The sequence below is a fragment of the Streptomyces mayteni genome (assembly GCF_054783955.1).
The window spans coordinates 1-13,667 of sequence record NZ_BAAGPR010000033.1 but is presented as its reverse complement, the minus strand read 5'-3'; the positions used below and the strand labels follow the sequence as shown (position 1 = coordinate 13,667).

Below are 13,667 nucleotides of genomic sequence, written 5' to 3'. Positions count from 1 at the left end.
TAACCTCGCGGTATGACTGACGCCACGCCCGCCGCCGAGCCGTCCATCGCCGAACTACTCACCGCCACGGTGCCCATGGTCCGGACGCTCAACCTCCAGTACGACGAGGTCACGCCGGAGCGCGCCGTGCTCCGGCTGCCGGACCAGCCGGAGTACGCCAACCACCTCGGTGGCCCGCACGCCGGCGCCATGTTCACGCTGGCCGAGTCCGCCAGCGGCGCCGTCGTCCTGGCGGCCTTCGGCGCGCAGCTGTCGCGCGCGGTGCCGCTGCCGGTCAGGGCCGACATCGCGTTCCGGAAGGTGGCCAGGGGGCAGGTCACCGCCGTCGCCACCCTGGGCCGGCCCGCCGCCGACGTCGTCGCCGAACTCGACGCCGGGCAGCGGCCCGAGTTCCCCATCGCCATCGCCATCACCCGGGCGGACGGCGCCGTCACCGGCGAGATGACGGTGGTGTGGACGCTGCGCCCGAACGACCCGCCGGCCGTGGCCGGTTAGCCGGCGGCCAGCAGCAGGGTGCCCGTCATCGCCAGGCCCGCGCCGGCCGCCTGGACGGCGCGCAGGCGTTCGCGGAGCATTCCGCAGGCGGCGAGTGCCGTCACCACCGGATAGAGCGAGGCCAGCATCGCGGCCACCGTCACCGGCCCGATCCGGGTGGCCAGCGTGTAGGTGGCGTTGGCCGCCACGTCGGCGAGCCCCACGAAGAGCAGCGCGGGCAGCGCGGCCGTGACCGCCCGCGCCCCCTCGGGGGGCAGGGTCGGTGAGCCGCGCCGCGCGGCGACCCAGAGGGCGGTGCCGCCGGCCAGCGCGTTGCGGAGGCGCTGGACGAAGAGCGCGAGGAACAGCCCGGTCAGCGTCGTCGACGCCGCCGAGATCAGCGCCAGCACCGCGCCGAAGCCGAGCGCGGCCACCAGCGTCAGCGGCATCGTCTCCCGTTGGACGGGGGCGCCGCGCAGCTGCGGCCCGCTGGCCAGCGCCACGCCGGCGAACGCCACCACGACCGCCGTGGCGGCCAGCGGGGACACCACGCCCATCGGCCCCTGCGCCAGGGCCCGGTAGAAGCAGAGCAGCACCAGCGGGCCGATCAGACCGGCCGCCACCGCGAACCAGAGCCGCCAGCCGAACTCCGTCCAGGCCGAGGTGGCCACGACGATCACCCCGAGCACCACGACCGCGAGCGACTGCGAGACCACCGTGACCGTGAGCGCCGGGACGCGTCGTGCGAGCAGCCCGCAACCTCAGGTGACTGCGCACCGAGCGCGGGCTCACCCTGGACGCCCTGGCCGCCCGCGCCGGCATCAGCCGCGGCATGCTCATCCAGATCGAGCAGGCGAGGACCAACCCCGGCGTGGGCACCGTCGTGAAGGTGGGCTCGACTTCGACCAGGCCCCCAAGGTGCGGCTGGTCCCCGCCGACCGGGCGGTCCGGCTCTGGTCCACCGAGGCCGGCAGTCACAGCACCCTGCTGGCCGGCACCGAGGCGCCGGGGCCGCTCGAACTCCGGCGCTGGCGGCTGATGCCGGGCGAGGGCAGCGACTCCGACCCGCACCCGGCCGGCACCACGGAACTGGTGCACGTCACCGCCGGCGTGCTGACCCTCCGGTGGACGGCGCCGACCACGAGGTGCCCACCGGCGCCTCCGCCTCCTTCGAGTCCCACGTCCCGCACGGCTACCGGAACGAAGGCGCCGAGCCGGTCGACATGACCATGGCCATCTCCGTCCCCGGCTACTCCCACTGAGCCCGGAGGCGCCGGCCCCGTGCGGTAGCGTGCGGCCCATGCGCGCCCCCATCGGTGACTTCGACGACGTCCGCCCCGCCCCCGACTCCCTCGACCTGCTGACCGAGCCCGTCGCGGCGGCCGTCAGGCACTGGGGCGGGCCGGTGCCGGCCGAGGAGCTGCTCTACGTCGACACCGACCCGGAGAAGGCCGACACCGCCGTCTTCGTCGAGACGTACGGCCGCGACCTGTTGGACGCCTCCGCCAACTGCGTCGTCGTCAACGGCAAGCGCGCGGGCGAGAGCACCCTCGCCGCCTGCCTGGTCCTCTCCACCACCCGGGTGGACGTCAACGGCGCGGTGCGCCGCCAACTCGGCGCCCGCAAGGCGTCCTTCGCGCCGCACGACGTCGCGGTCGGCGAGACCGGCATGGAGTACGGCGGCATCACCCCCGTCGGCCTGCCCGCCGACTGGCCGCTGCTGATCGACGCGGCCGTGACCGCGCTGCCCCACGTCCTGGTCGGCAGCGGCCGGCGCCGCGGCAAGCTGATCGTCCCTGGCAAGGCGTTCCTCCAACTCCCCGGCGCCGTCGTCCTGGAGGACCTCGGCCGCTGAGGCACGGCGGGGCGGGGTGAGGCGCAGAACACCCGCACACGGCTGGTCAGGGGTGCGAATCCGCCGTATCCTGAGGGACGATTCCGCCCTGGAGCGGATGGACAACCGAATGCGTGCACAACCGAGGGAAGCCGGTGGAATTCCGGCACTGACCTGCAACCGTGAACGGCACCCCGCGCGCCGTGAGTCGGATCGCTCGGCGTGCACGCGGACTGCTTCTCACTGTCACGGTCCGCAGCGTGGAGCCCAGATGCGCGCTCGCGGCCCCGCCGTTCGCCGTGCGTCGGTTCCGTGAGGGAGGCCGTGACGGCCTCTCACCGAAAGGGACCCGATGCCCCGCGCCGGAGTTCGCGCAGCCGTTCTCGGCGCGCTGCTCGCCCTGTTGACGGCGTTTCTGCCCGCCGGCGCCCGCGCCGCGGCGCCCTCGCTCGCCGGCACCGCCGGATTCTGTCCCGACGCCGGTGGCGTGACCGTGGTGGTCGACTTCCGTGAGCTCGGCGGCGGCCGGGTGGTGCGCTGCGCGCCGGGCGGCCAGGCCGACGGCCTCGCCGCGCTGCGCGACGCGGGCTTCCAGGTGAACGGCACGAGCCGCTGGGGCGACTCGTTCGTCTGCCGGATCAACAACCGCCCCGCACCGGAGAGCGAGCCCTGCGTGGACACCCCGCCGGCCTCCGCCTACTGGTCCTACTGGCACGCGGACAACGGCGGTTCGTGGACCTACAGCCAACTGGGGGCGACCTACCGCACCCCGCCGGAGGGCAGCTTCGAGGGCTGGTCGTTCTCCCTCGACCGGGAGACCGGCGAGTCCCCGGTGCCGGGCGTCGCGCCCCAGCGCCCCGCGGCTGACGACGGCGGCGCGAACGGCGGCGCGAACGGCGGCAACGGGGGCGACGGCAGCGGCTCGACGAGCGGCACCGCGTCCGGCGGCGGCGGCTCGTCGGGCGGCGGCTCCAGCGGTTCCGGTGGTTCCGGCGGTTCCGGCGACTCCGGTGGCACCGACGGCGGTTCGGTCGACGGCGGAACCGGCGGCCAGGACGGCGGCGCCGCCTCGGCCGGCGGCCAGCCCGACCCGGGCGACCCCGGCGCGTCCGCCGGACCCGGCGACGACGCCACCCCGCCAGAGGCGGACCAGGACGGCACCGAGCCCGGCGAGGAGGAACGACCGACCGACGAGGCGGGCGAGCCGGGGACCGCGGACGGCGAGGAGGGTGCCGACGCCGAACCCGGGCCCACCCCCACCGAGGACGCCGACTGGAGCGGCGAGGACGCGGAGTTCGAGGAGCAGCGCGCCGCCGACCGGTCATCGGGCCCCTCCGTCTCCACCGTGGCCGCACTCGGGCTGATCGCGGCCCTGGCCGGCGCCGCGGGACTGACCGCCTGGCGCCGGCGGCGCGCCGCCCGATCGGCCGGCGACGCGTGAGCGCGGGGGTCCTGGACCGCGCCGTCAACCCCCTGCCCCGCGCGCTGCACCCCGGTGCCTGGTGGCTCTGGGCCCTCGGCCTCGCGATCGCCGCGAGCCGCACCACCAACCCGGTGCTGCTCGCCCTGGTGCTCGCCGTCGCCGGCTACGTGGTGGTGCGGCGGCGCACCGACGCGCCGTGGGCCCTGTCGTTCCGGATGTACCTGCTCTTCGGCGCCTTCATCGTCGTCATCCGGGTGCTGTTCCGCATCGTGTTCGGCGGCGGGCAGGGCGACACCGTCCTGTTCACGCTGCCCGAGATCCCCCTGCCGGAGGCCGCCGCAGGGATCCGGCTGCTCGGCCCGGTCAGCGCCGAGGAGGTGCTCGGCGGCGTCTACGACGGGCTGCAACTGGCCACCATGGTGATCTGCGTCGGCGCCGCCAACGCGCTCGCCAACCCCAAGCGCCTGCTCAAGACCCTGCCCGGCGCCCTGTACGAGATCGGCACCTCGGTGGTCGTCGCCCTCTCCGTCGCCCCCCAACTCGTCGAGAGCGTGCAGCGGGTGCGGCGCGCCAGGCGGCTGCGCGGCGCGGGGGAGCGGGGCACGGCGGCGCTGCGCGGCATCGTGATCCCGGTGCTCGAGGACGCCCTCAGCCGCTCGCTGGCCCTCGCCGCCGCCATGGCCTCCCGGGGCTACGGCCGCACCGGCGGCGTGCCGGCCCGCGCCAGGCTGTTCGTCGGCACCCTGGTGATCGCCGGCCTGCTGGGCATCAGCGCCGGCCTCTACGGGCTGCTCGACAGCTCGGCCCCGCGCTACCTCGGGGTGCCGCTGCTGCTGGCCGGCGTCGGCGTCGCGGTCCTCGGCTTCCTGCTCGGCGGCCGCCGGGTGCGCCGCAGCAGCTACCGGCCCGACCGCTGGCGCGCCGGCGAACTCCTCACCGCCGCGGCCGGGTTGGCGACGGCCGCGGGGATGTACCTGTCGTCCAGGGTGGACCCGGCCAACCTCTACCCGTCGCTCTCCCCGCTCTCCTGGCCCGAGGTCTCGGCCCTCCCGGTCCTCGCCGTGCTCGCCGGCCTGCTGCCCGCCGTGCTCGCCCCGCCCCCGCCCCCGCCCCCGCCCCCGGCCCCACCCCTCCCGCGTTCCCTGGCGCAGACCGGAAAGGCCCCGGCGTGATCACGTTCCACGAGGTGACCTTCACCTACCCGGACGCCGAGCGCCCGACCCTGCGCGACGTCGAACTCGACATCGGCGAGGGCGAGCTCTGCCTGGTCACCGGCCGCACCGGCACCGGCAAGTCGACGCTGCTCGGCGCCGTCAACGGCCTGGTGCCCCGCTTCACCGGCGGCACCCTGCGCGGCACCGTCACCGTGGCCGGGCAGCGCACCGACGCCGCCGCGCCGCAGGAGTTCGCCCACCTCGTCGGCGTCGTCGGCCAGGACCCGCTCGCCGGCTTCGTCACCGACACCGTCGAGGAGGAACTCGCCTACGGCATGGAGCAGTTGGCCATCGACCCCGGCACCATGCGGAAGCGCGTCGAGGAGACCCTCGACCTGCTGGGCATCGCCGAGCTCCGGCACCGGCCGCTGCGCACCCTCTCCGGCGGCCAGCAGCAGCGGGTGGCCATCGGCGCGGTCCTCACCCCCCACCCCGCCGTCCTGGTGCTCGACGAGCCCACCTCGGCGCTCGACCCGACCGCCGCCGAGGAGGTGCTGGCCGCCGTGCTGCGGCTGGTGCACGACCTCGGGACGACGGTGCTGATCGCCGAGCACCGGATGGAGCGGGTGCTCCAGTACGCGGACCGGCTGCTCCACCTCACCGGCGAAGGCGCCGTGCGCGACGGCGAACCGGCCGAGCTGATGACCGACTCCGACGTCGCGCCGCCCGTCGTCCAGTTGGGCCGCGTCGCCGGCTGGCGACCGCTGCCCCTCTCGGTCCGCGACGCCCGCCGGCACGCCCCCGAGCTGCGCCGCCGTCTCGAGGGCCACCGCCCGGCCGAGCCCGACCCGGCCCCCGACGACCTGACCCCCGCCCTGGCGGCCCGGCGGATCACCGTCACCTACGGGTCCTCGGTCGCCGTCCGCGAGGTCGACCTCGACCTGCGCCCAGGCGAGGTGGCCGCGCTGATGGGCCGCAACGGCTCGGGCAAGTCCTCGCTGCTCTGGGCCCTCCAGGGCTCGGGACCACGGCGCTCCGGCACCGTCACCGTGGCCGGCGCCGACCCGGGCGAGGCCACCGCACGGCGCGCCAGGGAACTCGTCGGCCTCGTCCCGCAGAGCGCCGCCGACCTGCTCTACCTCCAGACCGTGGCCGCCGAGTGCGCCCAGGCCGACCGCGAGTCCACCGCCGACGCCGGCACCTGCCGCGCGCTGCTCGACCGGCTGGCGCCCGGCATCCCCGACGACCGGCACCCGCGCGACCTCTCGGAGGGCCAGCGCCTCGCCCTGGTGCTGGCCGTCCAACTCACCGCGGCGCCCCGGGTGATGCTCCTCGACGAACCCACCAGGGGCCTCGACTACCACGCCAAGCGGCACTTCGGCCGGGTGGTGCGGGAACTCGCGGCCGACGGCCGCTCGGTGCTCATCGCCACCCACGACGTGGAGTTCGTCGCGGCCACCGCCGACCGGGTCACCGTGCTCGGCGAGGGCGAGCTGGTGGCAGACGGCCCCACCGCCGACGTCGTCTGCGCCTCGCCCGCCTTCGCACCCCAGGTCGCCAAGATCCTGCGCCCGGAACCCTGGCTCACCCCCGAGCAGGTCGCCCGCGCGCTCACCCTCCAGGAGGCCGCCGGATGACCCGTCCGAGCGCCACACCGCCGCGGCGCGCCACCGCGCTGCGCGTCGGCCCGCGCGCCGCAGCCGTCCTCGCGCTGGCCAGCCTGATCGGGCTCGCCATGTTCTGCTGGCCGCTGCTCTCCCCGCCCGAACCGCAGGCCATGGCGCACGCCGGCCACGCGCCGCTGCTCTTCGTGCTGCTGCTGCCGGTCGTCCTCGCCGTGGTGCTCGCCGAGATGTCCGAGGGCGGCATCGACCCGAAGACCCTGGCCCTGCTCGGCGTGCTGGCCGCGGTCAACGCGGCGCTCCGCCCGCTGGGCGCCGGCACCGCCGGCATCGAGACCGTGTTCTTCGTGCTCATCCTCGCCGGCCGGGTCTTCGGCCCCGGCTTCGGCTTCGCCCTCGGCGCGGTCTCGCTCTTCGCCTCCGCGCTGCTCACCGCCGGCGTCGGCCCGTGGCTGCCGTTCCAGATGATGGCCGCCGGCTGGGTCGGGCTCGGCGCCGGGCTGCTGCCGCGCCGCGCCACGGGCCGGGTCGAGATCGCGCTGCTCGCCGGCTACGGGATGCTCGCCGCCTACGTCTACGGGCTGATGATGAACCTCTGGTTCTGGCCCTACGCCACAGGACCCGACACCCAGCTGTCCATCGACCCCGAGGCCGGGACGCCGGAGAACCTGCACACCTTCGTCCTCTACACCCTGGCGACCTCCACCTTCGGCTGGGACACCGGACGCGCCCTCACCAACCTCGTGGCCGTCACCGTGCTCGGCCCCGCCGTGCTCACCACCCTGCGCCGCGCCGCCCGCCGGGCCGCGTTCGACGCCCCCGTCACCTTCCGACCCGCAGCCGCGTCCGCCTCAGGACCGCACCGAGAACAGCAAGAAGGAGCATTCACCCGATGAGCCAGACAAGCCCGATGGCGAGGAGACAGGCGACCAGGGTCGCGCTGGCCGGCGCGCTCCTGGCGGCCGCCCTGACGCTGCCCACCGGCGGCGCGGCCGCCGACGCGCCCCCCGAGCTGCGCGACCCGGCCGCCGCCGCGGCGACCTGGACCGTCGGCAGGCTCACCGAGGGCACCCACGCCAGCGGCGACCAGGGCCTGACCGCCGACATCGTCATGGGCCTGGCCGCGACCGGCACCGCGGGCGACACCGCGGAGCTGGCCACCGACTGGCTGGCCGACAACGCCGCCGACTACGTCACCCGGGGCACCGAGGGCACCGTCTTCGCCGGCGGCGCCGCCAAGCTCGCGCTGGTCGCGGCCATCGAGGGCCGCGACCCCGGCGACTTCGGCGGCCAGGACCTGACCGGCGCGCTGCTCGGCCGCCTCCAGGACACCGGCCGCTTCACCGACGCGGGCGCGGCCGGCGACATGTCGAACCAGTTCACCCAGTCCCTCGCCGTGCTGGCCCTGGAACGCACCGACGACGTGCCGGACGCCGCGGTCGAGTTCCTCGCCTCCACCCGCTGCGCCGACGGCGGCTACCCGCTCTCGCTGCGCCGCAACCCCGACCGCTGCACCTCGGACACCGACAGCACCGGCATGGCCGTGCAGGCGCTGCTGGCCGTGGGCCGCACCGCCGACGCGGAACCCGCCCTTGACTGGCTGGAGAGCCGGCAGCGCGAGGACGGCGGCTTCGCCTACGACACCACCAGCGCCCCCAACTCCAACTCCACGGCCCTGGCCGTCCAGGCCCTGTACGCCGGCGACCGCGACGCGGCGGCCGACCGCGGCGTCGACTGGCTGCGCACCCGTCAGGTCGGCTGCGCCGGCGCGGCCGCCGACCGCGGCGCCGTCGGCTACCTGGAGCCCGTCGCCAACGGCCTGGCGCTGCGCGCCACGGCCCAGGCGATACCCGCGCTGGCCGGCCTGCCGCTCGGCGACATCGACGGCACCGGCGCGGCGACGCCCGAGCCCCGCCCCATCGACTGCGCCCCGGACGACGGTGGGCCCGACGCGACAACCGGCCAGCCGGGCGGCGCGGTGGACGGTTCCGACACCGACGGTTCTGACGCCGACGGTTCCGACGTGGACGGTTCCGACACCGACGGCGCGGACGCGGGCGTGACCTCGGACGGCGCGGCGAGCGGCGACGCCAGCGACGGCGCCTCGGCCGACGGCGCGAACACCGCGGGCACCTCGGGCGCCACCGACGGCGCCACCAGTGACGGCGGCACCGCGGACGGCACCACGACGGACGGCGCCACCACGTCCACGGGCACCACCGGCGGCCCGACCTCCACCGGCACCACGAGCACCACGGCCACCGGCTCCGGCGGCCTCGGGCCGGACGGCAACCTCGCCTCCACCGGCTCCTCGGGCACCCGGCCGATGCTGGCCGCCACCGCCGTACTGCTGCTCACCGGCTGCGCCGCCTACCTGATCGCGCGCCGCCGCCGCACCACGACCTGAGCCGACCACCATCCAGGTCCACCCGTCACCCACGGAACCCCAGCCAGGAGGGTCACGCATGTCCATCGCCCCGACCACCACCCGCCGCAGACGCGTCCTCGCCCTCGCCGCCACCGCGGGACTGGCCACCGCGCTCGCCGTCGCCCCGTCCGCCACCGCGGCCGCCGACGGCCGGGCGGCGGCCGCCCCGGTCACCGTGAGCCTCACCCTCACCGGGCCGGCCGGCGTCATCTTCGACGGCGACGTGACCACCACGGGTCACACCGTCACTCCGCTCACCGGCGGGGCCCGCCTCTGCGACGGCACCAACCTCGGCGCCAACCCGGCGCCCGGCGCCACCCCGACCGCGGCCCTGGACGACGCCGCCGACGCGAACGGCTTCGACTGGGACGGCGTCTGGTACGCCTCCTTCGAGGACTACCTGGTCACCTCCGTCGACGGCTTCACCCAGGACGCCGACCACTTCTACGAGATCTCCGTCAACGGCGTCGCCACCCTGGTCGGCGGCTGCCAGTACGTGCTGGACGCGGGCGACGAGGTCGCCTTCACCTGGACCGAGGTCGAGTAGCCGACACCCCATGAGCAAGCGGGGGTTCGCCGGGCCTGGCCCGGCGAACCCTCGGGCCGCGAACCGTGATACGCATGTCGGATGACCCCAGCTGACCCCGCGAACTCGCCTACGGACGCCGAGCGTTACTCGGCCGCCCTGACCGCACTCGGCTTCCCCGTCGACGCCGGCCTCGCCTCGCCCCCCGACCTGGCCCGCCTGCTGCTCGAGGCGACGGAGGTGCGGGTGCGGAACGAGGAGACCGTCGACGGCCGGATCGCGCTGCCCGCGCTCCCCGACCTCGCGGGGCCCGACGGCGGCCAGGTGGTCCTGGAGCGGCTGATCATGTCCCACTACCGGGCCATCCGGCTCGCCCACGGCGTCACCCCGCTGGGCACCGCGATGCGCGAGGCGGTGGGCGAGGGCGGGGTCGGCGAGATCTGGCGGCTGGCCGGCGAGACCGCGCAGGCCCTGGAGGCCACCCTGGCCTTCCTGATCTCGGTCAGCGTGCCCGAGGTCGACACCGCGGTCGCCGGCAAGCAACTCCGGCTGGCCACCGACCGGTTGGCCGCCGCGGGCGAGACGGCCGCGCAGATCCGCGCCACCGCCCCGAACGAGGGCTGACTACCCCCGGGCGGCGGCGGTGCCGACGTCCCGCCGCCGGCCGCAGGCGGCCACCACCAGCAGCAGGCCGGCCAGGAAGCAGAGCAGGATCGGCCAGGGCAGCCAGCCGGAAGGCGCGAAGCCCCGCACCGCGATCCTGGCCAGCGCGAAACCGGCCGCGCCCAGCCCCACCACGAGCAGCAGCCAGGGACCGGTCGTCCAGGCGCCGCGCGCCGCCCGGGACGGCGGCCGCGGCAGCAGCCCCACCGCCAGCACCAGCGGCACGAGCAGCACCCACAGCACCCCCACCCAGGCGGCGCGCAGCAGCCACCAGGCGCCCGAGCCCGCCGACTCCTCGGGGAACAGGCCGAGCGGATAGATCACGGCGGCCGCCGCCATCGCCGGCGCCATGTGCCAGAGGTAGAGCAACATCGCGGCCTTGTTGGCGCCCGACACCCGGCGCCAGCGGCGCGGGTCGCGCAGCCACCGGTTCACCGGGCCCTCGGCCGCCACCAGCAGCCCGATCACCGTGATCGCGTGCGCGTACAGCGCCATCGAGGGCGGCGAGGCGTTCTCGATCCGCGCCCCCGGCACCCCGATCAGCGACACCGGGAAGGGGCCGAGCGTCACCAGCAGCACCCAGGCCACCGCCCCGCCCACCACCATCAGCCACGGGCGGATCCCGCCCAGCTCCCCGTCGTGCCAGGCGAAGCCCAGCAGATACATCCCACCCCACACCAGCAGGTAGTTGAGCCACCCCACGATCGGCAGTCCTGGGACGAGCACCAGCACGTTCACCACCGCCGCGACCCCCACGAAGAGCGCGACCAGCCAGAGCCCCAGACGCCGGTGCAGCGCGTGCAGCGGTGGCGTCAACGCCAACAGCAGCAGGTAGAGCGGCAGGAACCACAGGTGCAGCGCCATCGCCCAGCCCAGGTCGGAGAGCACCCGCGAGTCGACGCCGACGACGAGGCAGACCGACACGGCCACCGTGGCCGCCGCCACGTAGACCGCCGTCGGCACCAGGAGACCGCGGGCCCGCTCGCCGAGCCAGCCGCCGCAGGCGTCCCGCCGCCGGTGGGCCGACCAGGAGACGGCGTTGGCGTAGCCGCCGGCCAGGAAGATCGGCGGCATCACCTGGAAGATCAGGGTCAGCCAGTGCGTCCAGGGCACCTGGTCGAGGGCGTCGACGCCGTGCAGACGCCCGCCGCGGTAGCTGATGTCGGTCACCAGCCAGTGGCCGACGCACACGAAGCACACCGCGGTGATCCGCACCAGATCCACGTAGCGGTTGCGCGACTCCCGGGTGGTCTGCGTCATTCGAGAAGGATTATCAGCATCTGTCCTTCGGCCCAAGGCGCAACGGCGGGGCCGTCCGGTGGACCCCCGCCGCCCGATCGGCCCCAGGACCGATGACATCCGGGCCCGCGGCCGGTCCCCATTCCGAATTCCGACACCATCGTCGGCGCGACCTCCCGGGAGGGACAGCATGTTCAGGAACACCAAGGCGTTCAGCGGGTTCTCGGTGGACGACATCGGCCGGGCCAGGAGCTTCTACGGGGACACCCTGGGGCTCGACGTCTCGGAGGAGAACGGCATGCTCGTCCTCCACATCGCCGGCGGCCGGGACGTCCTCGCCTACCCGAAGCCCCAGCACACCCCGGCCTCCTGCACCCTGCTCAACTTCCCGGTCGACGACCTCGAGGCGGCCGTCGACCAGCTCGCCGAGCGCGGGATCACCTTCGAGCGGTACGAGGGCGCGGACGCCAAGGGCATCCACCGGGGCCAGGGCGGCCCGCCCATCGCCTGGTTCCGCGATCCGGCGGGCAACTTCCTCTCCGTCCTCGAAGAGTCCTGACCGGCACCGGCACCGGCACCGGCACCGGCACCGGCACCGGCACCGGGTCGGGCGTCGCCTCGCGACGCCCGACCCGGGCGTGCCGATCACCTCACCCGTCGAGCAGCGGTATCAACTCCGCCTCCTCGAAGGCGAGATGCGCCTCCAGCTCGGCGACCAGCCGGTCCACCTCGGCCAGCGCGCGTCCGGGCTCAGGACGTTCGGCCGAGACCACCCGCCGCAACTCGTCGACCAGCGCCGCGATCCGCTGGTGTTCGGCCCGCAGCCGGGCCAGCGCCGGCGCGAGATCGGGGCGCACCCGCTCGAAGTGCGGGAACATCCCGCGGTCCTCGGCGGAGTGGTGGACGCGGAGCCCCTGGCAGAACGTCAGGCAGTTGACGCGCAGTTGCGCGCCGAGGCCGGCGCCGGTACCGACCCCCGCCGCCTCGGACTCGGCGATCTCCCGGCGGATCAGGGCGAGTTCGCGGCGGAACGCGTCGTGGACCAGGCGCAGGCCCTCGCCGACCGAACCGCCGCCCGGGGTCGCGGCGCCCGTCGGACGCAGGGCGACGACGGGCAGCACCCGGCTGGTCCCGGCCTGGTACTCGGCCCACCCGGGATCGGCCTCCACCGCGCGGGCGAAGACCAGGTCGCGCTCGGCGCCGGCCAGCACGGTGGCCTCGGCCTGGTAGGTGAACACCCCGTCCTCGACGGTGACGAGCGGGTCGGCGAGCAGGTTGTGGTACCAGCCGGGATGGCGGGGCGCCCCGGCGGCCGAGGCGATCACCAGGATCCGCTCCCCGCCGTCCGGCAGATAGCCGAGCGGCGTGGTGTGCCGGGCGCCGGAGCGGGCCCCGGTGGTGGTGAGCAGGAGGAGGCGGGCACCCTCGAAGGGGCCGCCGACGCGTCCGCCGTTGGCGCGGAACTCCTCGATGACGCGCTGGTTGAAGTCCGTGGGCATGCTGGGTTTCGTTCTCCGTTGTGGGTGGCCGACGAGGTGGTCGATGGCGGCGGCGCGCGACGCGATCCGCCCGCTGACTGACACTCGACGGAGAACGGCGGGCCTCGTGCCCACCCCGGGGTCACGCCGTGGCCGGGTGCCCCACTCGCTCATGGCCCATGGCCGACCCGGCAGTCACCCGAGGACCCTAACCCCCGGCGCTCCGGCCCCACAACGGAGTTTCGCTCACCCCTGGTACCTCGGGTTCCGCAGCTCGATCGCCGGGCAGCGGTCCATCACCATCTCGAGGCCGGCCGCACTGGTGCGCTCGTAGGCGGCCTCGTCGACCACGTCGAGTTGGAACCACACCCCCTTGGCCCCGATCCCCACCGCCTCGTCGGCCACCGCGCCGGCCAGCTCGCTGTTCACGAAGACGTCCACCACGTCGACCGGGAACGGGATGTCGGCGAGGCGCGCGTAGCCGGTCTCGCCGTGCACGGTCTCGGCCTTCGGGTGCACGGGCACGATCCGCTTCCCGAACCGCTGGAGCACCCGCGCGACGCCGAACGCCGGCCGCCGCTCGTTGTTCGACAGCCCCACGACCGCCCAGGTGTCCCCGAGCCCGGTGAGCAACCGCTCCACCGTCGCCTCATCGCCGTACATGCCAACCTCCCGGATCCTTGTGCTCCGACGAACGCCCATCCTGCCGTCCGGCATTCCCGCCTGCCACCTAGGTGTATTGCCCTGTGAGGTTGGGGACGCGGCTGGCGGGTGGTTGGCCTGCGAGTGCGGTGTGTCCGCGGTGGTGATTGTAGGTGTGGAGCCA

14 protein-coding genes and 1 pseudogene are annotated in these 13,667 nt (G+C 75.2%); 11 read left to right on the top strand and 4 right to left on the bottom strand.

Annotated features, from left to right (window positions below):
• Positions 1 to 12 precede the first annotated feature (12 nt).
• Positions 13 to 495: a DUF4442 domain-containing protein gene (locus ACYVPE_RS16885; protein WP_461034427.1), complete on the top strand. Its 483-nt coding sequence runs from the start codon at positions 13 to 15 to the stop codon at positions 493 to 495.
• Here ACYVPE_RS16885 and ACYVPE_RS16880 read toward each other — a convergent pair.
• Positions 492 to 1,190 (bottom strand): EamA family transporter, encoded by a 699-nt coding sequence (locus tag ACYVPE_RS16880; RefSeq protein WP_461034426.1) that lies wholly within the window; start codon positions 1,188 to 1,190, stop codon positions 492 to 494. The genes ACYVPE_RS16885 and ACYVPE_RS16880 overlap by 4 nt on opposite strands.
• A gap of 53 nt (positions 1,191 to 1,243) precedes the next feature.
• On the opposite strand from ACYVPE_RS16880, the pseudogene ACYVPE_RS16875 reads away from it, so the two are divergent.
• The 9 genes and pseudogenes from ACYVPE_RS16875 to ACYVPE_RS16835 all read left to right on the top strand — a co-directional run bounded on the left by ACYVPE_RS16875 (position 1,244) and on the right by ACYVPE_RS16835 (position 10,085).
• Positions 1,244 to 1,736 (top strand): annotated as a pseudogene (locus ACYVPE_RS16875) (helix-turn-helix domain-containing protein).
• Between the two features lie 38 nt (positions 1,737 to 1,774).
• Positions 1,775 to 2,329 carry a YbaK/EbsC family protein gene (locus ACYVPE_RS16870; RefSeq protein ID WP_461034425.1) on the top strand — a complete coding sequence of 185 codons (555 nt, stop codon included), beginning with the start codon at positions 1,775 to 1,777 and terminating at the stop codon, positions 2,327 to 2,329.
• Between the two features lie 331 nt (positions 2,330 to 2,660).
• Positions 2,661 to 3,749, top strand: a complete 1,089-nt coding sequence (locus ACYVPE_RS16865; RefSeq protein ID WP_461034424.1) for a hypothetical protein — start codon at positions 2,661 to 2,663, stop codon at positions 3,747 to 3,749.
• Positions 3,746 to 4,903: a CbiQ family ECF transporter T component gene (locus ACYVPE_RS16860; protein WP_461034423.1), complete on the top strand. Its 1,158-nt coding sequence runs from the start codon at positions 3,746 to 3,748 to the stop codon at positions 4,901 to 4,903. Before ACYVPE_RS16865 ends, ACYVPE_RS16860 begins: the two co-directional genes overlap by 4 nt.
• Positions 4,900 to 6,522 (top strand): ABC transporter ATP-binding protein, encoded by a 1,623-nt coding sequence (locus ACYVPE_RS16855; RefSeq protein WP_461034422.1) that lies wholly within the window; start codon positions 4,900 to 4,902, stop codon positions 6,520 to 6,522. The genes ACYVPE_RS16860 and ACYVPE_RS16855 overlap by 4 nt, the downstream gene beginning before the upstream one ends.
• Positions 6,519 to 7,403: an ECF transporter S component gene (locus ACYVPE_RS16850; RefSeq protein WP_461034421.1), complete on the top strand. Its 885-nt coding sequence runs from the start codon at positions 6,519 to 6,521 to the stop codon at positions 7,401 to 7,403. Before ACYVPE_RS16855 ends, ACYVPE_RS16850 begins: the two co-directional genes overlap by 4 nt.
• Entirely contained in the window at positions 7,400 to 8,914 is a 1,515-nt protein-coding gene (locus tag ACYVPE_RS16845) for a hypothetical protein (RefSeq protein WP_461034420.1), read from the top strand. Before ACYVPE_RS16850 ends, ACYVPE_RS16845 begins: the two co-directional genes overlap by 4 nt.
• Before the next feature lie 58 nt (positions 8,915 to 8,972).
• Positions 8,973 to 9,482: a DUF4430 domain-containing protein gene (locus ACYVPE_RS16840; RefSeq protein WP_461034419.1), complete on the top strand. Its 510-nt coding sequence runs from the start codon at positions 8,973 to 8,975 to the stop codon at positions 9,480 to 9,482.
• 81 nt (positions 9,483 to 9,563) lie between these two features.
• The gene (locus ACYVPE_RS16835) at positions 9,564 to 10,085 is read left to right on the top strand and encodes a hypothetical protein (protein ID WP_461034418.1); all 522 of its coding nucleotides are present in this window, start codon (positions 9,564 to 9,566) and stop codon (positions 10,083 to 10,085) included.
• On the opposite strand, the gene ACYVPE_RS16830 is transcribed toward ACYVPE_RS16835, so the two are convergent.
• Positions 10,086 to 11,384: an acyltransferase family protein gene (locus ACYVPE_RS16830; RefSeq protein WP_461034417.1), complete on the bottom strand. Its 1,299-nt coding sequence runs from the start codon at positions 11,382 to 11,384 to the stop codon at positions 10,086 to 10,088. It abuts the gene before it with no gap.
• Between the two features lie 169 nt (positions 11,385 to 11,553).
• Here ACYVPE_RS16830 and ACYVPE_RS16825 point away from each other — a divergent pair, with 169 nt between their 5' ends.
• A complete protein-coding gene (locus ACYVPE_RS16825; RefSeq protein ID WP_461034416.1) occupies positions 11,554 to 11,922 on the top strand; it encodes a VOC family protein in 369 nt (122 codons plus the stop codon).
• Positions 11,923 to 12,013: 91 nt separating this feature from the next.
• On the opposite strand, the gene ACYVPE_RS16820 is transcribed toward ACYVPE_RS16825, so the two are convergent.
• Positions 12,014 to 12,862 (bottom strand): nitroreductase/quinone reductase family protein, encoded by an 849-nt coding sequence (locus tag ACYVPE_RS16820; RefSeq protein ID WP_461034415.1) that lies wholly within the window; start codon positions 12,860 to 12,862, stop codon positions 12,014 to 12,016.
• A gap of 225 nt (positions 12,863 to 13,087) precedes the next feature.
• Complete coding sequence (locus ACYVPE_RS16815; protein WP_461034414.1) at positions 13,088 to 13,504, bottom strand: CoA-binding protein; 417 nt, start codon at positions 13,502 to 13,504, stop codon at positions 13,088 to 13,090.
• Positions 13,505 to 13,667: the final 163 nt, after the last annotated feature.